The organism is Aquimonas sp. (assembly GCF_044377145.1).
GTDB lineage: Bacteria > Pseudomonadota > Gammaproteobacteria > Xanthomonadales > Xanthomonadaceae > Aquimonas.
In genome coordinates this window covers 1-23,630 of the sequence record NZ_JBILJQ010000032.1, presented here as the reverse complement: position 1 = coordinate 23,630, position 23,630 = coordinate 1, and the positions used below count along the sequence as shown (strand labels likewise).

At 66.7% G+C, this 23,630-nt stretch carries 20 protein-coding genes; 5 read left to right on the top strand and 15 right to left on the bottom strand.

The window, feature by feature from the left end; translation table 11 throughout:
- Positions 1-450: 450 nt before the first annotated feature.
- From galU to serC, 13 genes are all read right to left on the bottom strand, one after another.
- On the bottom strand, positions 451-1,359 hold the full coding sequence (galU, locus tag ACIQ7H_RS11310) for a UTP--glucose-1-phosphate uridylyltransferase GalU (RefSeq protein ID WP_395791461.1): 909 nt from the start codon (positions 1,357-1,359) through the stop codon (positions 451-453).
- Between the two features lie 48 nt (positions 1,360-1,407).
- Positions 1,408-3,303, bottom strand: coding sequence for a polysaccharide biosynthesis protein (locus tag ACIQ7H_RS11305; RefSeq protein WP_395791459.1), 1,896 nt, complete (start codon positions 3,301-3,303; stop codon positions 1,408-1,410).
- On the bottom strand, positions 3,303-4,274 hold the full coding sequence (locus ACIQ7H_RS11300) for a glycosyltransferase family 4 protein (protein ID WP_395791457.1): 972 nt from the start codon (positions 4,272-4,274) through the stop codon (positions 3,303-3,305). Before ACIQ7H_RS11300 ends, ACIQ7H_RS11305 begins: the two co-directional genes overlap by 1 nt.
- Positions 4,275-4,315: 41 nt before the next feature.
- A complete protein-coding gene (lapB, locus tag ACIQ7H_RS11295; RefSeq protein ID WP_395791455.1) occupies positions 4,316-5,488 on the bottom strand; it encodes a lipopolysaccharide assembly protein LapB in 1,173 nt (390 codons plus the stop codon).
- Entirely contained in the window at positions 5,485-5,760 is a 276-nt protein-coding gene (locus ACIQ7H_RS11290; protein ID WP_395791453.1) for a lipopolysaccharide assembly protein LapA domain-containing protein, read from the bottom strand. The genes lapB and ACIQ7H_RS11290 overlap by 4 nt, the downstream gene beginning before the upstream one ends.
- A gap of 95 nt (positions 5,761-5,855) precedes the next feature.
- Positions 5,856-6,149 carry an integration host factor subunit beta gene (locus tag ACIQ7H_RS11285; RefSeq protein ID WP_395791451.1) on the bottom strand — a complete coding sequence of 98 codons (294 nt, stop codon included), beginning with the start codon at positions 6,147-6,149 and terminating at the stop codon, positions 5,856-5,858.
- 270 nt (positions 6,150-6,419) lie between these two features.
- Entirely contained in the window at positions 6,420-8,093 is a 1,674-nt protein-coding gene (gene rpsA / locus ACIQ7H_RS11280) for a 30S ribosomal protein S1 (protein ID WP_395791449.1), read from the bottom strand.
- A gap of 203 nt (positions 8,094-8,296) precedes the next feature.
- Positions 8,297-8,977 (bottom strand): (d)CMP kinase, encoded by a 681-nt coding sequence (gene cmk, locus ACIQ7H_RS11275; protein ID WP_395791447.1) that lies wholly within the window; start codon positions 8,975-8,977, stop codon positions 8,297-8,299.
- Between the two features lie 39 nt (positions 8,978-9,016).
- Positions 9,017-10,225 carry a reverse transcriptase family protein gene (locus tag ACIQ7H_RS11270; protein WP_395791445.1) on the bottom strand — a complete coding sequence of 403 codons (1,209 nt, stop codon included), beginning with the start codon at positions 10,223-10,225 and terminating at the stop codon, positions 9,017-9,019.
- Positions 10,226-10,590: 365 nt separating this feature from the next.
- Positions 10,591-11,913 (bottom strand): 3-phosphoshikimate 1-carboxyvinyltransferase, encoded by a 1,323-nt coding sequence (aroA, locus tag ACIQ7H_RS11265; protein ID WP_395791443.1) that lies wholly within the window; start codon positions 11,911-11,913, stop codon positions 10,591-10,593.
- A 13-nt stretch (positions 11,914-11,926) separates the two neighbouring features.
- Positions 11,927-13,153: a prephenate dehydratase gene (pheA, locus tag ACIQ7H_RS11260; protein WP_395791441.1), complete on the bottom strand. Its 1,227-nt coding sequence runs from the start codon at positions 13,151-13,153 to the stop codon at positions 11,927-11,929.
- A 65-nt stretch (positions 13,154-13,218) separates the two neighbouring features.
- Positions 13,219-14,379 carry a phosphoglycerate dehydrogenase gene (locus ACIQ7H_RS11255; RefSeq protein ID WP_395791439.1) on the bottom strand — a complete coding sequence of 387 codons (1,161 nt, stop codon included), beginning with the start codon at positions 14,377-14,379 and terminating at the stop codon, positions 13,219-13,221.
- Between the two features lie 175 nt (positions 14,380-14,554).
- A complete protein-coding gene (gene serC, locus ACIQ7H_RS11250; protein WP_395791437.1) occupies positions 14,555-15,640 on the bottom strand; it encodes a 3-phosphoserine/phosphohydroxythreonine transaminase in 1,086 nt (361 codons plus the stop codon).
- Between the two features lie 252 nt (positions 15,641-15,892).
- On the opposite strand from serC, the gene ACIQ7H_RS11245 reads away from it, so the two are divergent.
- Complete coding sequence (locus ACIQ7H_RS11245) at positions 15,893-16,789, top strand: diguanylate cyclase (RefSeq protein WP_395791435.1); 897 nt, start codon at positions 15,893-15,895, stop codon at positions 16,787-16,789.
- 146 nt (positions 16,790-16,935) lie between these two features.
- Here the strand turns inward: ACIQ7H_RS11245 and ispG are convergent, their stop codons facing one another.
- Positions 16,936-18,144 carry a flavodoxin-dependent (E)-4-hydroxy-3-methylbut-2-enyl-diphosphate synthase gene (gene ispG, locus ACIQ7H_RS11240; protein ID WP_395791433.1) on the bottom strand — a complete coding sequence of 403 codons (1,209 nt, stop codon included), beginning with the start codon at positions 18,142-18,144 and terminating at the stop codon, positions 16,936-16,938.
- A 14-nt stretch (positions 18,145-18,158) separates the two neighbouring features.
- Positions 18,159-19,844, bottom strand: coding sequence for a hypothetical protein (locus tag ACIQ7H_RS11235; RefSeq protein WP_395791431.1), 1,686 nt, complete (start codon positions 19,842-19,844; stop codon positions 18,159-18,161).
- A 463-nt stretch (positions 19,845-20,307) separates the two neighbouring features.
- Between ACIQ7H_RS11235 and xseA the strand changes: the two genes are divergently transcribed.
- The 4 genes from xseA to ACIQ7H_RS11215 form a co-directional block, all read left to right on the top strand.
- Positions 20,308-21,591 (top strand): exodeoxyribonuclease VII large subunit, encoded by a 1,284-nt coding sequence (xseA, locus tag ACIQ7H_RS11230; protein WP_395791499.1) that lies wholly within the window; start codon positions 20,308-20,310, stop codon positions 21,589-21,591.
- Positions 21,592-21,624: 33 nt separating this feature from the next.
- Positions 21,625-22,230: an RNA polymerase sigma factor gene (locus ACIQ7H_RS11225; RefSeq protein ID WP_395791429.1), complete on the top strand. Its 606-nt coding sequence runs from the start codon at positions 21,625-21,627 to the stop codon at positions 22,228-22,230.
- Between the two features lie 59 nt (positions 22,231-22,289).
- Positions 22,290-23,129 carry a hypothetical protein gene (locus tag ACIQ7H_RS11220; RefSeq protein WP_395791427.1) on the top strand — a complete coding sequence of 280 codons (840 nt, stop codon included), beginning with the start codon at positions 22,290-22,292 and terminating at the stop codon, positions 23,127-23,129.
- Positions 23,126-23,630: IMPACT family protein (locus ACIQ7H_RS11215; RefSeq protein ID WP_395791425.1), on the top strand; the 505-nt coding region annotated here is incomplete at its 3' end. The genes ACIQ7H_RS11220 and ACIQ7H_RS11215, both read left to right, overlap by 4 nt.

The window sequence follows — 23,630 nt, the reverse complement described above, 5'->3', positions numbered from 1 at the left end:
TCACAGTTCCGACGGGATTGGATGGGCGAAAGGTGGGCCAACTCGATCCGACCCGCAAGACACGCGCGCGAACCTCAATATGCCTGGCAACCAGTCGGACTATCCCTCCCCGTCTAGCGGACTGTCGGGCTTCGCTTGGCCGCGCTACGAGTCCGCCTGCGCGGCCCACGTTTCCGCCGAGTCTTGGCCGAGAGCCCGCTGAAGCCTGCGAATCGTCGAAAAACGGTGCTCGCGCAATCGGCCATCGCCTTGACCCCCAAGGTCCGACAGGCTGCCAGGCGCAGCAGGGCGCTGGATCAGCTCCGTGCCGAGTTCGTGTTGCCGCCGGACGCGCGCGGCCGGCAGAAACTGTCCACGCGCGAACCGGGCCGGCCGCCCGATCTGCGAACGACACAAAGGAGACGTGCTGCGTGCGGGATCGCCGCCCCTGGTCGGGGCGGCGCTTGGGGCTCAATCCAGCGGCGCCTGGTTGTGCGATAGCTCTTCCAGGGCTTGGCGCATATAGCTCTGCGCGGAGGCACTCAGCTTCTCGTGATCGAGGGCGAAGCGGATCGTGGCCTGGATCAGGCCGATATGGCTGCCGCAGTCGAAGCGGGTGCCTGCGAAGCGATAGGCGAGTGTCTTGTGCTCGGCCAGGCGTGCTGCGATCGCGTCGGTGAGCTGGATCTCGCCGCCGGCGCCCGGGGTGGTGGCGCGCAGCGTTTCGAAGATATCCGGGCCGAGAATGTAGCGGCCGACCACGCCGAGCGTGCTCGGAGCAAGTTCGGGCTTGGGCTTCTCGACCATCGCCTGGATTCGCCCGGCGCGGCCTTCGAAGTCGTCGGTGGCGACGATGCCGTAGCTCGAGGTCTGCGCGCGCGGAACATCCTGCACGGCGATCACGCTCGACTGCTGCTGCTCGGCCAAATCGGCCATCTGCTTCAGCGCGCCGGGGCCGCTGGCGTTCCAGATCAGGTCGTCCGGCAGCAGCACCGCGAAGGGTTCGTTGCCGATCACGGCTTCCGCGCACAGCACCGCATGGCCAAGACCCAGGGCCTCGGCCTGGGTCACGAAGATCGCCCGCACGTGGGCGGGCAGCACGCCACGCACCACCTCAAGCAATTCGGTCTTGCCGGCGCGTTCGAGTTTCTGTTCCAGCTCGTACGCTTTGTCGAAGTAGTCCGCCACCGCGTGCTTGTAGCGGTTGGTGATGAATACCAGGGTGTCGCAACCGGCCTCGATCGCCTCGTCCACGGCGTACTGGATCAAGGGCTTGTCGATGATCGGCAGCATCTCCTTCGGCACCGTCTTGGTGGCGGGCAGGAAGCGAGTACCGAGACCTGCGACCGGGAATACGGCTTTGCGGATGCGTTGGGTCATGGTTGGCCTTGGCGTCATGAATCAGGATGGAGGTTTGGAACTCTTGGCTCAGCGGACTCGATTGAACGGCAGCACCGCAGCCTCAGCGTGTTCAGCGGCGCCGCGGCTGAACTCCGGCACCATAGCGCGCAGCAGTTCCAGCAACTGTGCGGAGTCGTACTGCAGACTCGCCTGGCGCATGCGCTGCAGCTGCTGCTGGATCGACTCGGCCGGCAGCTGACGCGGCTGCGCCAGCATGATCTTCGGGTGCCGAGTCGGTTGGTAGTCTTCCTGCGGGTGGAACAGTTCTTCGAACAGCTTCTCGCCGGCGCGCAAGCCGGTGAATTCGATGCGCACATCGACGCCCGGACGCTTGCCGGCCAGCCGCACCATTTGTTCCGCCAGGTACTGGATCCGCACCGGCTGGCCCATGTCCAGCGCGAAGATCTCGCCCCCTTCGCCCAGCGTGGCGGCCTGCAGAATCAGCTGGCAGGCCTCGGGAATGGTCATGAAGTAGCGGGTAATTTCAGGATGCGTCACCGTGACCGGGCCACCCCGCCGGATCTGCTCGCGGAACAGCGGCACTACGCTACCGGCGGAGTCCAGCACATTGCCGAAGCGTACGGTGACAAAGCGCGTGCTGCCCTGCCCGTCCAGGGTCTGGCACAGCATTTCAGCCAGGCGCTTGCTGGCGCCCATCACGTTGGCCGGGTTCACCGCTTTGTCGGAGCTGATCAGCACGAAGCTGGCGACTCCGTGGCGCTGCGCGGCGTGGGCGAACACCTGGGTGGCCAGCACATTGTTGCGGACAGCCTCACGCACCATGCCTTCCAGCAGCGGGACGTGTTTGTAGGCGGCAGCGTGGAACACCAGCTCGGGGCGGCACTGGGCGAATACGTACTCGGCCACCGCCGGGTCTCCACAATCACCGAGAAACGGCTGGATCAGCAGCTCCGGAAACTCGGCGCGCAACTCCTGCTCGATGCGGTAGAGGTTGTATTCGGACTGCTCCAGCAGCACCAGCGACGAGACCCCGAGGCGAGCGACCTGACGGCACAGCTCGGAACCGATCGAACCGCCGCCGCCCGAGATCAGCACGCGCTTGCCGGACAGCCCGGTGCGGATCGCGGTCCAGTCCAGCGCCACCGGCTCGCGCCCGAGTAGATCCTCGATCGCGACTTCTTTCAGTTCGTTGAAGCTGGAGCGGCCGTCAATAACATCCTGCAGGCGCGGCACAGTTCGGAACGGCAGACCGCTGTCCTCGCACAGCTCGACCGCGCGCTGCATCTGCTGGTTGCTGGCCGAGGGCATCGCGATCAGCAGCATCTCGGCAGCGACTTCACGGGCGATCTCGCCCAGATGGGCAAGCTCCCCCAACACCGGCACGCCATGCACCTTGGCGCCGCGCAGGGCGCGGTTGTCGTCGATCAAACCGACCGGCCGGAAGCGCCCTTCGCGGCGCAGATCACGCACCAGCGCCTCACCGGCGCTGCCCGCACCGACCACCAGCACCCGCATCGGCTGCAGGCGTGGGCCGCCGCCGTAGCGGCTGTCTTTCCAGAACCGGTACAGCCAGCGCGGCGCGCCCAGGCACACCAGCAGGGTCAGCGGATACAGCGCCATGACGGTGCGCGGAACGTTCTCCAGCCGCGTCAGCAGAAACAGCGCGCTGAACACAGCGAGCCCGCCGAACAGGCAGGCACGTGCGATGTTCCATAGATCAGGCAGGCTGGCAAACCGCCACAGGCCGCGGTACAGCCCTGTCCACCACAGCACCAGACCCTGAGCGATCAGTACGACCGGCAGCTCAGGCGGGAAAACAGTGAACGGCGGCGCGGAGGGCTCCAGGCTGAAGCGCAACACATTCGCGATCAGCCAGGCCGCCCACACCATCAGCAGATCGTGCAGCACCACGGCCAGCCGCGGATGCACCGCTCCAATCAAACCCGCCGCACGCCGGACCATCAGCGCGTCCTCCGCCGCAGGCGCATGCGGCCCCACAGCCACAGCACAGCAGCCAGGCCGTAGACGACGATCGCGAGCGGCAGGCGCAGGTCAGGTTGGTGCAGGGAGAGCATCATCGCGGGCAGGACTACCAGCAGGCTGAACAGTGCGTAGGCGAGACTCACGCGGGCGTGACTCGCGCCGCGTCGGACCCACCATTGGTACAGATGTTCCCGGTGCGCAGCATACCAGCGGCGCCCCAGCACCATCCGCTTCAACAGGGTCAGGCCAGCATCGACGGCAACTGGCGCTACTGGCAGCAGCAGGATCCACGGCGAAACCAGGACCGGTTCAAGCATCAGCGCAAAGGCCCCGATCGCAAAGCCGAGCGCGCCGCTGCCGACGTCGCCCATGAACATCCGCGCACGCGGAAAATTGAAGGGCAAAAAGCCGAGCACCGCAGCCGCGAGACCAAGCATCACCAAGGCCACCGCGGGCAGACCAGCGGCCAGGGCGAGGCCGGCATACAGGCCTGACGCCAGCACCGCCTGCAGGCTGGCGAGACCATTGATACCGTCGATAAAGTTCCAGAAGTTCAGCAGGGTCACCAACCACAGCACGCTGATCACCAAACGGATCCACTCGGTCAGGTCTGCCGGAAGCCCGTACAAGGCCAACAGCCAGGCGAGCGCCGCGCCCAGGTGCACCAGCAGGCGTAGCGATGCGGGCAGCGATCGATGATCGTCCCACCAGCCGACCCCGGCGACCGCCAGCAGGCTGAGTACAAATACACCGCCGGCGAATGCGGAAGGCAGCACGAACGCGGCCAGCACGGCCAACACCAGCACGAAGGCGATACCACCGCCGCGCGCGGTCCGCTGCGCGTGCGAACGGCGGCGGCCGGGGTCGTCCAGCAGACCGCGTCTGTGCGCGTATGCAAGCGCGAGCCGGCACAGGCCGAACGAGCCCAGCCCGCAAAGCGAAAGGAGCATCAGACCGGCTACTGACTCCGGACCCGGTACCGCGAGGGACATCAGTCGCCCGCCGGACCGTGGATGGGCCGCACCGTGCTCCAGCCCTTGCAGCTGGGGCATTGCCAGTGGTGCTGACGCGCGCCGAAACCGCAGCGATGGCAGCGGTAGGTCAATACGCTGGAGGCCAGATGCTCGGTGGTCTGGCCGAGCACCCGAAGAATCGGCAGGGCCTCGGCCTCCGGGCGCGCGCTGCCGAGTTCGATCAAGGCGACCTGCCCCTTCACGGAGGGCCGCTGCTTGAGCGCCTCGCTGAGGTACTGGACCGCGGCGCAGTCGCCGTCATCCTCGCGGATCACTTTGGCCAGTGCCAGGACAGGCGCAACCCCGGTGAAGCGTTCGCTCATCTCGGCCAGAAACGCCCGGCAGCGCGCGCGCTCGCCCATGCGATCGTAGGCCGACAGCAGTGGCTTCAGGACTTCCGGCAGGCTGTCGGGGTCATTTCGCGCGACGCGCTCAAACGCGCGCACGGCGGCGCTGTCGCGACCTTCGGCCAGTTCGATCTGGCCTTCGATGATGCCCGCACGCACGCTGTTCGCCTCGGCAACAAAGGCCTCGGCCAGGTGCACACGCGCATCCGGCAGGCGGCTTTGGCGGCGCGCGCGCTCGGCCAACTCACAGTGGAAGTGCGAGACCAGACGGCCCATCGGCTCGCCGGTGGCGGCCTCCAGCCGCTGCGCGTGTTCGATCGCCTTTTCCCAGTCGCGTTCCTGCTGGTAGATCGACAGCAGATGCCGCAGCGCCTGCGGCGCCTGCGCGCCCAGCCGCACCAGGTCGGCGAACAGGGTTTCGGCGCGGTCCAGCAGCCCGGCGCGCATGTAATCTTCACCGAGCTCAAGCACCGCCTGCACACGCTGCTCATCGTTCAAGGTGCTGCGTTCAATCAGGTTCTGATGGATGCGGATCGCGCGATCAACTTCACCGCGGCGGCGAAACAGATTGCCCAGGGCGAAGTGCGTTTCGACGGTGTCGCTGTCAATCTCCGAGATCTGCAGGAACACTTCAATCGCTTTGTCGGGCTGCTCGTTCAACAGGTAGTTGAGCCCGCGAAAATAGCTGGTCGACAGTCGGCTGACCCGGCGCCCACCGGAGCGTTCCGCCGAACGCCTGCCGCTGTACCAGCCCGACAGGACCGCCACCGGCAGCAACAGAAACAGCAGGACCAGTTCGTTCACGCGCTGACCGGTTCGCGACCTGTCGCAAGCGCCTTGTCCTGGCTGGACGCGGATCGCCGCAGCTTGCGCCGCAGCGGCCAGATCACCAGCACGCCCAATAGCAGGCCGCCAGCGCTGGCGCCCAGCAGGGCCGACCCCAGCAAGGCCAGGCCAAGACCAAGCTCGAACTCCAAACCCGGCAGATTGACAGTCACCGTGTCCGGATTGAGTGCGCCGAACGCGAAGCCCAGGCCAAGAAATGCCAGGGCGATCAGGGGCAGCAGAATGCGCATAGGTTCTCCCGAAGACTCAGGCCGCATCGCGACCACGGGGCCGGGCGACATCGGGACGCATTGTAGACGAGCGACCGCCGCCGACGCGGGGTGGCTCAGAGCTCGGCGTTGCCGTCGTTGACGCGTTCGCGCAACTCTTTGCCGGGCTTGAAATGGGGCACGTACTTGCCGGGCAAGGCCACCGAATCGCCGGTCTTGGGATTGCGCCCCATGCGCGGCGGGCGGAAATGCAGCGAGAAACTGCCGAAGCCGCGGATCTCGATGCGATCACCCGTCGCCAGCGCCGTGCTCATCTGCTCAAGCAGGGTCTTCACCGACAGATCGACATCGTCGGCCTTGAGGTGGGCTTGCTTGCGGGAAAGCGCTTCGATGAGTTCGGACTTGGTCATGGAGCAACTCTGCAGGCTCGACGGCGGAGAGCGCGGGTCCACGATGGACGCAGCGCGACCGGCTCGAAGCGGCGGGCGCGACTGCCGAGGCAGCCTGCGGCCACTGCATCGGCGGGCGGAGGGCAAGGCTCCCGGACTGCCGACAGAGGTCTGTACGCAGTTCGCGAGTCTCGCAGTTCAGTCGTTGCAGCCGCTGCAATCGTCCCCCGGACGCCCACAACAGCAATGCCCTGCGGCCGCACGTGAGCGCGGCCGCAGGGCGGTCAGGCGTTACTCGCCCTTGTTGCTCAGCTGTTCGCGAAGCAGCGCGCCCAGCTTGGTGGTGCCGCCGGAGGCGCTCTGGTAATCGTCCAGCACGTCCTGCAGATCGGCCTCTTCCTTGGCGCGGATCGACAGCTGCAGGGTGCGGCCCTTGCGATCCATGCCGATGAACTTGGCTTCGACCGCGTCGCCGACCTTCAGATGCTGGGTGGCGTCTTCGATACGCTCCTTGGCGATGTCGGACGCGCGCAGGTAACCCTCGATGCCGTCAGCCAGTTCGATGGTGGCGCCACGGGCGTCCACTTCCTTGACCACGCCATTCAAGATGCTGCCCTTTGGATTGCCGGCCATGAACTGACCGAACGGATCCTGCTCCAGCTGCTTGATGCCCAGCGAGATGCGCTCGCGCTCGGGGTCAACCGCCAGCACCACGGCTTCGACGTTCTCGCCCTTCTTGAAGTTGCGGACGATGTCTTCGCCAGTGGCGTTCCAGCTGATGTCGGACAGGTGCACCAGACCGTCGATGCCGCCGTCCAGACCGATGAAGATTCCGAAATCGGTGATCGACTTGATCTGGCCTTCGACCTTGTCACCCTTCTTGTGCATCGCTGCGAAGGCTTCCCACGGATTCGAGGTGCACTGCTTGATGCCCAGCGAGATGCGGCGACGCTCTTCATCAACGTCCAGCACCATGACTTCGGCTTCGTCGCCGACCTGCACAACCTTCGACGGGTTGACGTTCTTGTTGGTCCAGTCCATTTCGGAGACGTGGACCAGACCTTCGACGCCGGCTTCGATTTCGACGAAGCAGCCGTAATCGGTGACGTTGCTGACCTTGCCGATGATGCGCGAGCCGTTCGGGTAACGGCGGGCGATGTTCTCCCACGGATCCTCGCCCAGCTGCTTCAGGCCGAGGCTGACGCGGTTGCGCTCGCGGTCGAACTTCAGCACGCGGACGTCCAGCTCGTCGCCGACGTTGACGACTTCGGACGGATGACGCACGCGCTTCCACGCCATGTCGGTGATGTGCAGCAGACCGTCGATGCCGCCGAGGTCAACGAATGCGCCGTAATCGGTGAGGTTCTTGACCACGCCCTTGACGACCGCGTTCTCCTGCAGGCGCTCAAGCAGCTGCTCGCGCTCGGCGCTGAACTCGCTCTCGACCACGGCGCGACGCGAAACCACCACGTTGTTGCGCTTGCGGTCGAGCTTGATGATCTTGAACTCGATGTCCTTGCCTTCCAGGTACACCGGATCGCGCACGGGGCGCACATCCACCAGCGAACCGGGCAGGAACGCGCGGACGTCCTTGATGTCGACCGTGAAACCACCCTTGACCTTGCCGCTGATCCGACCGGTGATGGTGGCGTTGGCTTCGAGGGCTTCCTCGAGCTCGTCCCAAACCAGCGAACGCTTGGCCTTCTCACGCGAGAGGACGGTCTCGCCAAAGCCGTTCTCGAGCGAATCGAGCGCAACCTTGACTTCGTCGCCAACGGCGACTTCGAGCTCGCCCTGCTCGTTCTTGAACTGCTCGATCGGGACGATGCCTTCGGACTTCAGGCCTGCGTTGACGACGACCACGTCGGAGCGGATCTCGACGACGACGCCGACGACAATGGCGCCCGGCTTCAGCTTGGAGAGCTTTTCGCTCTGCTCGAACAGTTCAGCAAAACTTTCGGTCATGGGGGTGAATTTCCAGGTTGGACACACGGCCTGACACGCGACATCTGCGTCGGCCACCGGCTGTGCGACATCCTCAAGGGCGAACCCTGCGGACATCTGTTGGTTGACCCGGGACCATCGTGGCCCGGGCATGGGATCTGCTGTTGCGAGAGTGCGCACACGCGACAGACGGCCTGCAGCCGCGCCGTGCGGATCCCGGAGGATCAGCGCAGCACAGCCAGCACGCGGTCGATGACGGTCTCGACGGGAACGCCGGTGGAATCGATGAGGACCGCATCGGCTGCGGGCTTCAGGGGGGCCACGGTGCGCTCGGCGTCACGCGCATCGCGCGCGACAATCTCCTCCAGCAGACCGGCGAGTGTAACTGCGAGTCCTTTATCCTTCAACTGCTTATAACGACGGTCGGCGCGTTCAGCGGCGCTGGCGGTCAGAAAAACCTTGAAGGCGGCATCGGGGAAGATCACCGTGCCCATGTCGCGGCCATCGGCCACCAGGCCTGGCGTCTGGCGAAATGCGCGCTGCTTGTCGAACAGCGCCGCGCGCACCGGCGGCAGCGCGGCGATCGCTGAAGCGGCGGCACCTGCAGTTTCGGTGCGCAGCTCGTCGGTGGCGTCGACGCCATCCACGAACACTCTCGGCTCGGCACCCTGACGCGCCTCGAAGCGCACCTGGGTCTCACGCGCGCAGCGCTCCAGCGCGTCGGCATCACTCAGATCAAGGTCATGCCAACCCGCAGCCAGACCCACCGCGCGATAGAGCGCGCCGGAATCCAGGAAATGCCAGCCGAGCCGCTGCGCCACCGCCCGCGCCACCGTGCCTTTGCCAGAGCCCGAAGGGCCATCGATGGTGAGAACAGGGGGTGGGTTCGGCGGGGAAATGGTCATCCGCGCATTCTAGCGGCGGCACCCTCGATCGGCGAGGCGTCATCTGTCATGACGATCGAATCGTTGGGTGATACCGGCCGTACGCAGACGCGCCAGCAGTCGATCGCCACGCGCCGGCTGCAGCTGTCGCAGCCAACCGATGCGACCCAGCAGCCGCTGCAGGCTGAGTTGCCGATCCTCGCCATCGATAACGCGTTCGCGACCGCAGCACCAGGCGTGCACCTCGGCCTTCAAACGATCGAAGTCCTCGCGTGCCAGCGCTGGACGCGCGTTGGTGACGATGCCGGTGACGCGCTGGCGCTGCCCCTGCGATTGGATCCGCGTCTTGGATGGATTCGGTGCGAAGCCTTCGTCGCGGACGACCCGCTCGATCGTTGGCAGCGCGCGACGAAAGTCATCACTGCAGCCCAGCTCGCTCGAAAAGACCAGGTCATCCGCATAGCGGCTGTAGCGCCAACCGGCGGCAGCGGCATACGCCGCGAGCCGTCGATCCAGACCACGGGCGCAAAGATTGGCCAGCGCAGGCGAGGTCGGCGCACCCTGCGGCAGGTGGCGATCCCGGGCCTGCATTCGCTGCGCTGACGGCAGCCCGGCCAGGCTGACGGAGTCATGCCGCGCCGTGCACAGCTGCGCAAGCGCGTTCGCCACCGGCATCGGATAGCCCAGGTCGACAAACACCGCGCGCACTCTCGGCAGGGCGATGCCGGCGAACCAATCGCGCAGATCCAGCTGCAACAGGCCGCCGCGCGCGCAATGCAGACGCGCATGGCTGAGTGCGGAGCGGCCGGGCACGAAACCATGGGCATGCTCGGAGCAGGCCTCGGCGGGCAGAAGATCACGCAGGATCGCGCGCTGGACCTGCTTCAAGCGCTGCTTCGGAATCTCGAGAATCCGCATGCGACCCATCGGGCGCGGAATCAGCCGCAGCCGGTAGTGGCTATGACCGCGGCAACGCGCACGCAACCAGTCGAGCTCGCCCAGACTGAGGCCCAGATGTGCGGCGAGCGCAGGCAGCGATTGCACTGTCGGCCTGAAGTCCAGCCTTGGCATCGGCGCCGCCGCGGACTCGATCAACCAGCGCTTGGGCTTTGCGGGCAGCGCGAGCAGAAACGGAAGGTGCGGTGCACGCAGCGGCGCTGCAGCAGGCAGCCACTGTCGATCGCGATGGGCGCTCATCCACGCAGCCAAGGCTTCCGCGGAGAGGCGCGCGGCGCTGGAGGCCGGGTACTCGGCAAGCAGCGCTTCCAACAACCATCTCCATGAGCTGACGGTCGGCCAGGCCGCGCTCCAACGCGCGGCAATGCCCTCGGCAGTCCATGCACCCGCCAATGCGAGCAAGGCAAGTGCGCGATCAGTCGCGGGCGATGGCAGCAGTTGAATTGGCGGACCCACGCCGACCTCGATATTCGCAGCGACACATTTGCGGCGTGCCGCAACGAAGTCGCTGCCGTGGATAGAGCAACTGTGGAACCGCGCTGCGGGGATGCCCCGCAGCCGCACACCAAGCCAGCGAAGCTGTCACCTGATGGGCATCTGCTCGGCGTGAGCCGCCGGAACCCACCCTGCCGAGGCCTGTGTCCGCCGTCAACTCATGCGGCGAGCGGCCGGGAAGTTCAGCCTGCCGACTCGAACAATTCGAATCCGCAGCCACGCGCCAGCTCGACAAAGCCCGGAAATGAGGTCGCCACATTGGCGCAATCGTCGATGACCACCTCGCCTTCCGCCAGCTGACCGGCGATCGCGAAGCTCATCGCAATGCGGTGGTCGCCGCGACTGTCGACTCTGCCGCCATGCAAACGGCCGCCTTCGATCAGCGCACCATCCGGGCGCTCGTCGATCCGCGCGCCCAAGGCCTTCAGTCCGTCGGCCATGCTCTTGATGCGGTCGGATTCCTTGACCCGCAGTTCTGCCGCACCGCTGACCGTGGTCAGCCCTTCGGCGCAGGCGGCGGCGATGAACAGGGCCGGGAACTCGTCGATCATGTCGGGCACGACCTGTTCTGGAATCACCGCACCGCGAAGTCGCGCATGCCGCACGCGCAGGTCGGCCACCGGCTCGCCGCCGTGCTCGCTGCGATTCTCAAGCTGGATATCCGCGCCCATCACCCGCAGCGCTTCCAACAGCCCGGTACGCCGCGGGTTGATGCCGACCTGTTCGATCAGCAGATCCGAGCCCGGAATCAGGCTCGCCGCGACGATGAAGAAGGCCGCCGAAGAGAAATCCGCCGGCACCTGCACGTCGGTGGCGCGCAGAACCTGGCCGCCGTGCAGACGGGCGCGTCCGGGTGTGAAGTCGATCGCCACTCCGAAGGCGGACAACATGCGCTCGGTGTAGTCGCGGGTCGGATGCGGCTCGATGGTTTCGGTTTCACCTTCGGCGTACAGACCCGCCAGCAGCAGGGCCGACTTGACCTGGGCGCTGGCCACCGGCAGCTCGTAGCGGATGCCGTGCAGCTTGGCGCCGCCGCGGATGCGCAGCGGCGGGCGACCCTCGGCCGCGGTGTCGATCACCGCGCCCATCTGTCGCAGCGGCAGCACCACGCGATTCATTGGTCGCCGAGTCAGAGACTCATCGCCGATCAACTCGCTGTCGAAGCCCTGTCCCGCCAGCAGGCCAGACAGCAGGCGCATGCCGGTGCCGGCATTGCCGCAGTCGATCGCGGCCGCGGGCGCTTTGAGCCCGTGCAAGCCGACGCCATGCACCCGTCGCACGCTGGGCTCGGGCGCATCGATTTGCACGCCCATCTGGGCGAAGGCGCGCGCGGTGGCGCGGGTGTCCTCGCCCTCAAGAAAGCCGCGAACTTCGCTGACGCCCTCGGCCAGCGAGGCCAGCATCATCGCGCGATGGCTGACCGACTTGTCGCCGGGCACGAGCAGCCGACCACTCAGACCTTGAGGGGCGCGGGTAGCGCGATAGGTGCCGCCACTGCCGCTCACTGCAAGGCCTCGCTCACAGCACCGCCACCGGATAGCTGCCGAGGATGCGCACCTGCGAAGCGAACTCGCCGAGTGCACCCAGGGCGGCGCGTACCGCAGGGTCTTCGACATGGCCCGCGATGTCGATGAAGAATGCGTATTGCCACTTGCCCTCGTGCGACGGCCGCGATTCGATGCGGTTCATGCTGACGCCGTGTTCGGCCAAGGGCCGCAGCACGTTGTAGAGCGCGCCGGGCTGGTCGCGCACGAATACCAGCAGCGAGGTCCGATCGTGGCCGGACGGCGGAAACAGTTCGCGGCCGATCACCAGAAAACGGGTGGTGTTGTCTGGGCGATCCTCGATCGGTCCAGCGACGATTTTCAGACCGTACACATGCGCCGCCGACTCGCCCGCAATCGCTGCCGCATCGTCAGCAGTGCGAGCCCGCCGCGCGGCCTCGGCATTGCTGGAGACCGCGATCTTCTCGACCTTGGGCAGGTACTGGCGCAGCCAGGTTTTGCACTGGCCCAGCGACTGCGGGTGCGAGTAGATGCGCTCGATGTCCTCGATCCGGCCGGAGCGGTTCAGCAGGTGCTGATGCACTCGCAGTTCGACTTCACCGCAGATCTTCAGCTTCGAGGTCAGGAACATGTCGAGCGTGGACTGGATGGTGCCCTGGCCGGAGTTCTCGACCGGCACCACACCGAAGTCGGCGTTCTTGGCCTCGACCTCCTGGAACACTTCCTCGATGCTCGACAGCGGCATGCCCAGCGCCGAGTGGCCGAAGTGCTTGTGCACGGCCTGCTGGCTGAAGGTGCCCTCCGGCCCGAGGAAGCCGATCCGCAGCGGCTCCTGCTGGGCGAGGCAAGCCGACATGATCTCGCGGAACAGGCGCACCAGGGTTTCGTCGTGCAGCGGGCCGTCATTGCGATCGACCACCTTGCGCAGCACCTGGGCCTCGCGCTCGGGCCGGTAGTACTCGACCGCAGCCTTCAGCGGGCCCTTGGCGCGACCGACCTGCTGCGCCCAGCGCGCGCGTTCGACGATCAGATCCTGGATGCCGCGATCAATGCTGTCGATGCGCTCGCGCGCCTGTGCAAGCGCCGGCGGCAGGGCCGTCGATGCAGGTAGCTCGATCTTGGCCGCGGGCGCGTGCGCGCCGCGGCCTTTCGCAGCCGACTTTTTCGCGACGGCCTTGGCCGCCACGCTCTTGGTCGCTGCAGGCTTGGCGGTCTTCGTGCGCGCCGCTTTACCCTTCACTTCCGCTGGATCAACGGCCGGCGGTTTGGCGGGGACACCTTTCCCCTTGCCCCCACGCGCGGCCATCAGACCGCCCGCACCGACAGGATGCCGTCAACGCTCGCGATCTGCGCCACCAGGGCGGCATCGACGGGAACATCGACATCCAGCAGGGTGTAGGCCAGCTCGCCGCGCGAGGCGTTGTGCATCTGGGCGATATTGACCCCGGCCTCGCCGAGCAGATGCGAGAGCTGGCCGATCATGTTGGGGCGGTTGCGGTTGGCGATGCACAGCCGGGCCTTGCCCTCGCGCGACATCCGCGTGTTCGGGAAGTTGACCGAGTTCTGAACATTGCCGTTTTCGAGGTAGTCGCGAATCTGGTCGGCCACCATCACCGCACAGTTTTCCTCGGCCTCTTCGGTCGATGCACCGAGATGCGGCAGCGCGATCACACGCGGATTGCCGACCAGGTCAACGGTCGGGAAGTCGCAGACGTAGCGACCGATCACGCCAGTCTCCAAGCCCTGACGCAGCGCCTGCGGATCAACGATGCCTTCGCGGGCGAAGTTGAGCAGCACCACACCACGGCGCGCGGCCTCCAGCGCAGACGCACCGAAGATGCCGCGCGTGGCATCGTTCAGCGGCACGTGGAAACTGATGTACTCGGCCGAGGCGATCAGCTCGTTCAAGCTGCCCGCTTTGACCACATCGGAGGACAGCTGCCAGGCGCCATCGATGGTCATGTGCGGGTCGAACCCGACCACTCGCATGCCCAGCGCGCGCGCGGCATTGGCGACCTTGACACCGATCGCTCCGAGGCCGATCACGCCAAGGGTTTTGCCGGCCAACTCGGAGCCGGCGAAGCGCTTCTTCTCGGCCTCGATGGCGTGGTGCGGGTCGGCGTGCTCGCGCAGGTTGGCGACGAAGCCCAGCGCCTCGCTGATGTTGCGCGCCGACAGCAGCATGCCGGCCAGCACCAGCTCCTTCACCGCATTGGCATTGGCGCCCGGCGCATTGAACACCGGTACGCCGCGCTCGCTCATCGCCGCCACGGGGATGTTGTTGGTGCCGGCGCCGGCGCGGCCAATCGCCTTTACCGATGCGGGAATGTCCAACTTGTGCATGTCGGCCGAACGCACCAGCACGGCATCCGGCACCGGCATATCGGTCGCGATCTGGTAGCGGTCGGCCGGCAAGCGGTCCAGACCGATACGGCTGATGTTGTTGAGCGTCTGGATCTTGAACATGTGGGAGCTACCTGCAGAGGGAAAGCTGGGGAGACGCGCGGTATGCGCGATCTGCGGAATTGTTGTTCTGACGGCCAACCATTCGCGGCCCGCCTGCCGTGCGCCGCACTGCAACTGACACGCTACCGCGGGCGGCCGCCTGCGCCAACGAAGGCGGCCGCGCCGCGATGCGCCATCAACCGTGGCGCTTGGCGAAGTCGGCCATGAAGTCGGTCAAGGCACGCACGCCTTCGATCGGCATCGCGTTGTAGATCGAGGCGCGCATGCCGCCCACAGCGCGATGCCCCTTGAGAGCCAGCAGGCCGGCAGCCTCGGACTCCTTCAGAAAGGGCTTGTCCAGCGCCTCGTCAACGAGCGTGAAAGGCACATTCATCCACGAGCGCGAAGAGACCTCGACCGGGTTGCGATAGAAGCCGCCGGAACCATCGATCGTCGAATACAGCAACTCGGCCTTGGCACGGTTGCGCTCGGCCATCGCGCCCAGCCCGCCCTGCTCTTTCAGCCACTTGAACACCAAGCCGGCGAGATACCAGGAGAACGTCGGCGGCGTATTCAGCATGCTGCCGTCCTTGGCCTGGGCGGCGTAACTCAGCACCTTGGCGATGTTCGAAGGCGGCGTGGGAATCAGGTCCTCGCGCACGATCAGCACCACCAGACCGGACGGGCCGATGTTCTTCTGCGCGCCTGCGTAGATGATGCCGTGATGCGCGACGTCGATCGGGCGCGACAGCAGGGTCGACGAGAAGTCGCCGACCAGCGGCACGTCTCCGACCTCCGGGGCCTGATGGAACTCGACGCCGTGGATGGTTTCGTTCGGGGTGTAGTGCACATACGCAGCCTCGGCGGACAGCTGCCACTCCGAGCGCGCCGGGATCGAGGTGAAGTTGCCGGCTTCCGAAGTCGCGGCGACCTGAGCGCGCACGTAGGGCTTGCCTTCGGCGACCGCCTTCTGGCCCCAGGCGCCGGTGACGATGTAGTCGGCGACGCGATCGACACCGGCGATATTCATCGGAATCTGCGCGAAGTGCTGGGTGGCGCCGCCCTGAAGGAACAGCACCTTGTAGTTCGATGGAACGCTCAGCAGGTCGCGCAGATCGCGCTCTGCCTCCTCGGCCGCAGCAACGAATGCGGCGCCGCGATGGCTGACTTCCATCACGGAGGCGCGCTCACCGCTCCACTCGAGCAGCTCGCGCTGGGCCTGCAGAAGAACAGGTTCGGGCAGCGCGGCGGGGCCGGCGCTGAAGTTGAAGGTTCGCGACATGCTGGGGGCTCCGCAGGAGGAAGAATCACTGAATCCATCGGAGGCTAGCATGCTGCCCTGCAGCAAGAAAGGGCCGCGCCAGGGCATGGGAAACAAGCGCCAAAGCGGCCGTTGACGACACATGCAACCTGCCAGGAAGGAACGAGAATCAGGCATGACACCCATCAGCACAGGCGCCCGCGTTCTCGACCAGCGGCCTCGGTGCTACTCTTCGGCGGCTGATTCGCCCACTGCCGACCACTGCGTCCCACCATGCTCCCGTCCTCGGACAATCCCACCACCCAACGGACCGTGCTGAGCCCCGGCCCAGCGCAGCCCACCCAGCACCATTCGGCCTGCCTGGTGGTGATCCACGGGGAAGGCCTGGGCAAGCGTGTGGACGTCGAGACCGATCCAGTGCTGGTGGGACGCACGCCCGAAGCGCGCCTGCACATTCCTCACGCCAGCGTGTCGCGGCGGCACTGCGAAGTCTGGCGCGATGGAGATACCTATCGAGTGCGTGACCTTGGCGCGACCAACCCGACCCGCGTCAACGATCAACCGCGCGCCGAGGCGGTGCTGGTGGACGGCGACCACATCACCGTCGGCGAGATCCTGCTGAAGTTCATCAGCCACGCCAGCCTTGAGGCGCGCTACCACGAAGAGGTCTACCAGCTCGCCACCCACGACCCACTGACCGACCTCTACAACCGCCGCCATTTCGCCGAGCAGCTCGACACCGAGATCGCCCGCGCCCTGCGCCACGGCCGGCCGCTGAGCCTGTGCATCATCGACGTCGATCTGTTCAAGCCGGTCAACGACACTTACGGGCATATCGCCGGCGACGGCGTGCTGAAACAGATGTCAGCGATTCTGCGCAGCCAGGTCCGACGCGAAGACGTCGCTGCGCGCATCGGCGGCGAGGAGTTTGCGGTGCTTCTCCCGGAAACGGATCTGGAAGGCGCGAGAGAGTTCGCCGAACAGTTTCGCTGTGCAGTTGCCGGCACCCTGTTCCACCCGGGCGGAGTGCCACAGCACATCACCGTCAGCGTCGGCATCGCCCAGGCCCGCTCAGACCGCGGCGACCGTTCCAGGCTGATGAAGGCCGCCGATTCGGCGCTGTATCGGGCCAAGGATGAAGGGCGCAATCGGGTGTGTTGCGAGCCCTGACGGGCTGGGATTGGGGATTCGGGATTCGTCAGAGCCGGCGGTGTCTGGCTGCAGGGGCGATGATTCGCGTCGCAGGCTTTGAAACAGCGCGCGGAACGGCTCGCGAGGCTTTTGCGAATCCCGAATCCCGAATCCCGAACAAGCCGCTACTTGTAGCGCCCCACAACATAGTCCTCGATAATCCCGATGAACTCTTCGACGATGTGGTCGCCGCGCAGCGTCGCGGCTTTCTCACCGTCGATGAATACTGGCGCGACCGGGGATTCGCCGGTGCCGGGAAGCGAGATGCCGATGTTGGCGTGCTTGCTTTCGCCGGGGCCGTTGACGATGCAGCCCATCACCGCCAGCGTGAGGTTCTCCACGCCGGGATGTTTGAGTTTCCACTCAGGCATGCGTGCGCGGACATGCGTCTGCACTTGCTTCGCCAACTCCTGGAAGAACTCGCTGGTGGTGCGGCCGCAGCCCGGGCAGGCGGTGACCAGCGGCGTGAATGCACGCAAGCCCAAGGTCTGCAGCATTTCCTGCGCAACGATCACCTCGGTCGTACGCGACTGCCCGGGCTCAGGCGTCAGCGACACGCGGATGGTGTCGCCGATGCCTTCCTGCATCAGGATCGCCAACGCCGCGGTGGACGCGACGATGCCCTTCGAGCCCATGCCGGCCTCGGTCAGACCCAGATGCAGAGGAAACCGTGAGCGCCGCGCCAGATCTCGATAGACGGCGATCAGATCCTGCACGCCGGACACTTTGCAGGACAGGATGATCTGCTCCGGCGCAAGCCCGATCTCGACGGCGCGCTCGGCCGAATCCAGCGCCGAACGGATCAAGGACTCACGCAGCACCCGCGCGGCATCCCAGGGCTCGGCGCGCGCGCCGTTTTCATCCATCAGACGCGCGGCCAGATCCTGGTCCAGCGAGCCCCAATTGGCGCCGATCCGTATCGGCTTGCGGTACTGCAGGGCGAACTCGATCAACTGCGCGAACTGGGTATCACGCTTGCGCCCGAAGCCGACATTGCCGGGATTGATGCGGTACTTGGCCAAGGCCTCCGCGCAGGCGGGTTCATTCGCCAGCAGCAGGTGGCCGTTGTAGTGGAAGTCGCCGATCAGCGGCACCTCGATGCCCATCATCGCCAGCCGGTCGCGGATGCGCGGCACCGCGGCGGCGGCCTCTGGGGTATTCACCGTGATCCGCACCAGCTCCGAACCGGCGCGCCACAGCTCCCCCACCTGCTTGGCGGTCGAGGCCACATCAGCAGTGTCGGTATTGGTCATCGATTGCACCACCACCGGTGCACCACCACCGACGGCGACGGAACCCACGAGGGTGCGGAGCGTCGTGCGACGCTCGATCATTTGAAGCTCGGACATTAGGCCACCGCTGAATCGATTTCTCTGCCACGCAAGGCGCGTATCAGAACATAGTCGCCGGCCTGTTCAACGGCGGTGAGCTGATTGAAGAACGAGATCACTTCGCCCGCGGGGGAATCGAAATCGTCCTTGGTGGAGGCCAACCCGGCCACCTCGATGCGGCTGACCGCGTTGTCGATCTGCGAGGGGGCGACGAAGTAGCTGGCATCGGTGCCCGCATCGCGCAGCCATTCAATCGCGACTCCACGCTGCGGCGGCTTGGGCGTGCCAAGCATGTCCAGCGCGCGCAAGCCCACCGCGCGCGCGCGCCGAGCCAGCAGTTCAATGCCGGCATCGACCGAGCCATCACCGTGATAGCGCATCCATCGCACCACCCCGACCATCCACAAGGGATCGTCTTCTTCATGGGCGATGGTGAGGCCCATCAGCTCGCCAACCCGAATGCGAATGCCGGTCTCGCGCGCCCACAGAAGTCGATAGCCGCCGAGGCTCTGGTCGAGCACCTGCGCGCGCACCCGCGATGATTTGACCGTCTCTTGAGTCGCCTGCGCCCACGCTGCATGCGGTGCAGCACCGACGCGGTGGCCGGTGACCTGATGCATGAAGCTGTCGAAATCGCTTTCGCCCGACAGGAAGTAATGCAAGCCGCTCAGACCGATCACGGTATCCAGAGTGTGGGTTGCACCCAGTCGGCGGGCGCGGCGCTCGGCGGCCGTGCCCCAGCCGGCACGCAGCCGTCGCATCAGCTCGGCCGGCGCGCCCAGGCTGCGCTTCTGACGTTTGAGTTTCAGGCTGACCTGTTCGATGCCGGAGTGCTGCAGCGGCGCTTCGAGCAGCGCGCGCAACGGGCCGAGATCCAGCCACAGCACGCTCTCGACGCCGCCTTCGCGCTCCTCTGGGATGTAGCCGGGGCCGCGATCGGTCATCACCGGCACAGCGAACGCGCCATCGTGCGGGCAGGTGTCCGACAGCTCGATCTCGCCGACCAGATCACGGCTGATCGGCCACAGGTCGTGCTGTTCGCGCTGACTGAACCGGAACGGATTGGACAGCGCCAACAAGACCGACTGCAGGTAGAGCTGCTCCACCGAACGACTGCCGCCATCGTGTGGCTCATCGACGCTCTTGGCGGCCATTCCGGTTGCGCGTGCGAAGCGGTAGATCGAATGCAGGCCGAACCACACGCCCGGCAGCGGCATGCGATAGAGGAAATACGACAGCGACAGCAGGCGCACGTGATGCAGGGCAGCGCGCACCAACACCTGGGCGGTGGCGCCACGGCGCAGAAACGACACCGATCCGCTGGGCGCCAACGCCTCATGCAGAGCGGCGCGATAGCCGTTGGCCATCTCGCGATGCAGATTCAGACACGCCTCGGCGGCCTGCGAGGCCTGTGGCGTCAGCGGAAAATTGCTGGTCTGCAGCTGACGATCCAGAAACTGGATGGCCTCAAGCACCACCGGCCGCAGCATGTCGAGGATGGCCGCGCGCAGGCCACCCGACAGACCGCGACGGCGCAGCTGGCCGAACGCATCGGCGAGACGTGCCAGCGTGACTTGGGGATTTGCGCGAGGGAGATCCTCGACCCAGCGGGCGACGGCCTTCGGCTCGATGGGGAAACTGCCGGACGTCGTTCCCGACCGATCAGGCAGTTGCTCGCCGAGCTGCTTGTAAGACTCAGTCATGCGTACGCCATCCTCAACGATATGCTTCGGCGGAGATCAATCTCATCGCCGTGCTTCGAAGCTCGGCGACGAGTCTAACAGCCTGTCGATTTCCGAACGGTCGGGCCACGGATCCGCCGGTGCCTTGCGCTGCTCCGCTGGTCGCCACTCTCCGATCAAACCGGGCCGAGCAGACGACTCGGCCTGCGCCAGGTGCGCTCGCAACACCCGCACGATTGGATCGTGGCCAAGAGTCCACCGCCGTGCGGGCCGGCAGATCCAGATTCCGACCCGCAGGTCGGGTGGATGCAAAGTCGAGGCCGCAGCGCTGTCCAAGCGCGGCGACGGCAGACCGACACTGCGGTCCGGGTTAGGATGCCGCCCCGACCTTCGCGCCTGCTTGGCATAACCCCGGAACTGTCTGGCCTTCGTGAACTCGCCTGCCCTCCAACGTCCGGTACTCAGCCCCAGTAGCCTGAACGCGATGGCGCGCGATCTGCTGGAAGGCGCGTTCCCCTTGGTCTGGGTGGAGGGCGAACTGTCCGGCGTTTCGCGCCCCGCTTCCGGGCACGTGTACTTCACGCTGAAGGACGCGCGCGCCCAGGTCCGCTGCGCCTTGTTCAAGCCCCGCAGTCATCGGCTGGATTTCGTGCCCGGCGACGGTCAGCAGGTGCTGGTGCGCGGACGACTATCTCTGTATGAGCCGCGCGGTGACTACCAACTGATCGCTGAGCATCTTGAGCCCGCCGGCGAAGGCGCCTTGCGCCGAGCCTTCGAGGCCCTGCGGGCGCGTCTGGAAGCCGAAGGCCTGTTCGCCGCCGAGCGCAAGCGTCGGGTTCCGGTGCCACCGCATCGCTTGGCGGTCGTGACCTCACCGACCGGCGCCGCGATCCGCGATGTACTCAGCGTGCTGGCGCGGCGCTTTCCCTTGATCGAGGTCGAGCTGCTGCCGGTCCTGGTGCAGGGCAAAGAGGCCCCGGCGCAGATGATCGACATGCTGCGTCGAGCCGACGCCTGCGGCCGTTACGACGCTCTGCTGCTGACCCGCGGCGGCGGTTCGCTTGAAGACCTGCTCGCGTTCAACGACGAGGCGCTGGCGCGCTGCATCGCCGGGCTTTCGACCCCGGTGGTGTCAGCGGTCGGGCACGAAATCGATTTCAGCATCAGCGACTGGGTCGCCGATCTGCGGGCACCAACGCCCTCGGCCGCCGCCGAGCTGCTGGTGCCGGACAAGCTCGCCCTGCTGCAGCGACTGCGCATGCTTGCGCTTCGCGTCCATCGCAGCCATCAGCAGTTGCAGTCACGGCAGGCTCAACGTCTGGACCAACTGGAACTGCGCCTGCGCGCACAGGCGCCGTCGTTACGCCTGCAACGTGTGCGCGAGCGGATCGAGGCCTTGCGTACGCGGACCGCGCTGTGGCGCAGCCGCCAGAGCCGCCTGCTGGGCGAGCGGCTGAACCAGCTCGAGCGCCGGCTGCAGCTGTCAGCACCGGCGCAGAAGCTGCCGCAGCAGCGGCTGCAGATCGGCCAATTGATCGGCCGTTTGGAGCGCGGCGTGCTGGTCACGCTGCAGCGACGGCGCCAACGCTGCGATGCGCTGGCCCGGACCCTGGCCGCGGTCAGCCCGCTGGCGACGCTCGGCCGCGGCTACGCGATCGTGCTCGACCCGGACAGCGGCAGCGTGGTCCACAGCGTGGCCCAAGTCAGCAGCGGGCAAGCACTGCGCGTGCGCTTGGCCGATGGCGAGATCGGCGTGCGCAGCGAATGAGCACGATGCCGCGGCCCGTGCAGAGGCAAGCCGATGCAGTTGCTTGACGGCGGCGCGGCGGCCGCGCCGGCCACGGCTGAGCACGAGATCAGCGACGAGCAGCTGATGCTGCGATTTGCTGGCGGCGATGCCACCGCCTTCGAAACCCTGTACCGGCGCCACCGCGGCGGCCTGCTGCGGTTTCTGCAGCGCGGCCTCGGCCGCCGTGAGACCGCCGAAGAGTGTTTCCAGGACGTGTGGAGCCGGGTGATCGCGGCACGCGCGCGCTATCGCCCGGAGGCGCGCTTCGCCACCTGGCTGTACCAGATCGCGCACAACCTGCTGATCGACCAGTACCGGCGCCAGCGTCCAGAAATCGCCGTCGATGAACCGGCCGAGGCCGCCGACACCCAGGACAACCCCTTTGGTGCAGATGCTGCGTTGACACCGGAGGAAACCCTGGGCGAGTTCGAACAGGCGCGGCGCCTGCAGCTGGCGCTGGCCGAACTGCCTGACGAGCAGCGCATCGCGCTGCAGCTGCGTCTGGAGCAGGAGCTCTCGCTGGAGGAGATCGGCGCGATCACCGGCGCCGGACGCGAGACTGTCAAGTCCCGGCTGCGCTACGCGCTGGACAAACTCAAGGAACGGTTGCGCCGATGACGCCCCTGCCGCCCCCGAACACAGCGCCACCTGGGCCCTTGGACGCAGAAGAACGCGCCATGGCCGAAGCGCTGCGGCGCCTGCCCGCAGCCGAACCCAGCGCCGAACTCGATGCACGAATCCTGGCGCTGGCGCATGCGGCACTTGCCACGGCTCCGGCCGTCACCCGGCGCAGCCCACGTCCGCGCAGCCGCTGGCTGGCCATGGGTAGCGTTGCCGGAGCGGTGTTGGCGGCCGGTATCGGCTGGCAACTCGCCGAGCATGGCCCGGGTTCGGTCGAACCAGCCCCGGCACCCCGCGAGTCCCAAACGCGGTCGGCAGCCTTGGAAGAATCGATGCAGATTGAGGTGATCCAACGCCCGGCAGCCGCGCCAGCCAGCCCGGAGCCGACCGGCGTCGAGCGCGCCAAGCTCATCGACGCGGAGGCTTCGAGACTCGGACGTGCAGCGGCACCGGCGCGCGCTGACGCGCAGTCGCCCCCCCCGGCGGCGATTGAACCGCAGATGGCGCCCGCTGCAGCAGCCCCGCCTGCCCCATCACCCGCAACGCCGCCGGAGCCCGCACCGCCGCCGGAGCCCGCGCTGGCGGCAGAAGCTCGCGCCGCCCCGCTGGGTGGAGCAGATCAAGCTGAGGCGGGCGCCGCGGCTGACACCCGTCTCGAAGCGATCGAAGTCACCGGCAGCCGCATTCGCGCCGCCGACAACGTCGATGCGCACGGATTCCCACCGCTGCAGCTGGATGCACGCCTGCCGCCCACCGAATGGCTGGAGCGCGTGCGTGCGCGGCGCGCGGCCGGCCAGGCCGAGCAGGCTCGGCGCAGCCTGCAGGAATTCGTGCGCAGCTATCCCTATCTGGTGGTTCCGGCCGACCTGAGGCCGCTGCTCAGCGAGCCGCGGTGAGCATCACCCTGGCCGTTCCGGCGCGCTACGTGCTGGAGGTAAAACGCAGCCGCTTCGTTTGCCAGGCTGCGTCGATCGACAGCGCCGAGGCGGCCCTGCTCCACCTGCAGCAGGTCGCAGACCCGGACGCCACCCACAACTGCTGGGCCTACCGGATCGGCAGCGCCTACCGCTCGTCCGACGACGGCGAGCCGGCGGGTACCGCGGGTCGACCGATCCTCGCAGCAATCGATGGGCAAGGGCTGGATGGCGTCGTCGCGGTGGTGACTCGCTGGTACGGCGGCATCAAGCTCGGCGCCGGTGGCCTGGTTCGCGCCTACGGTGGCTGTGCAGCCGAATGCCTGCGCACTGCGGAGCGCCTCACCGTCGAAGCCACGTATGCGTCCGCCCAAGCCACCTACCGCTTCCCCACTCGCCGTGCTGAGCCTCAGTTGCAGATCGGCGCCCAGCCCTCGATCGGCAGCAAGCTGTCGATGTCGCGGTTGCGCGTGGTCGGCAGTC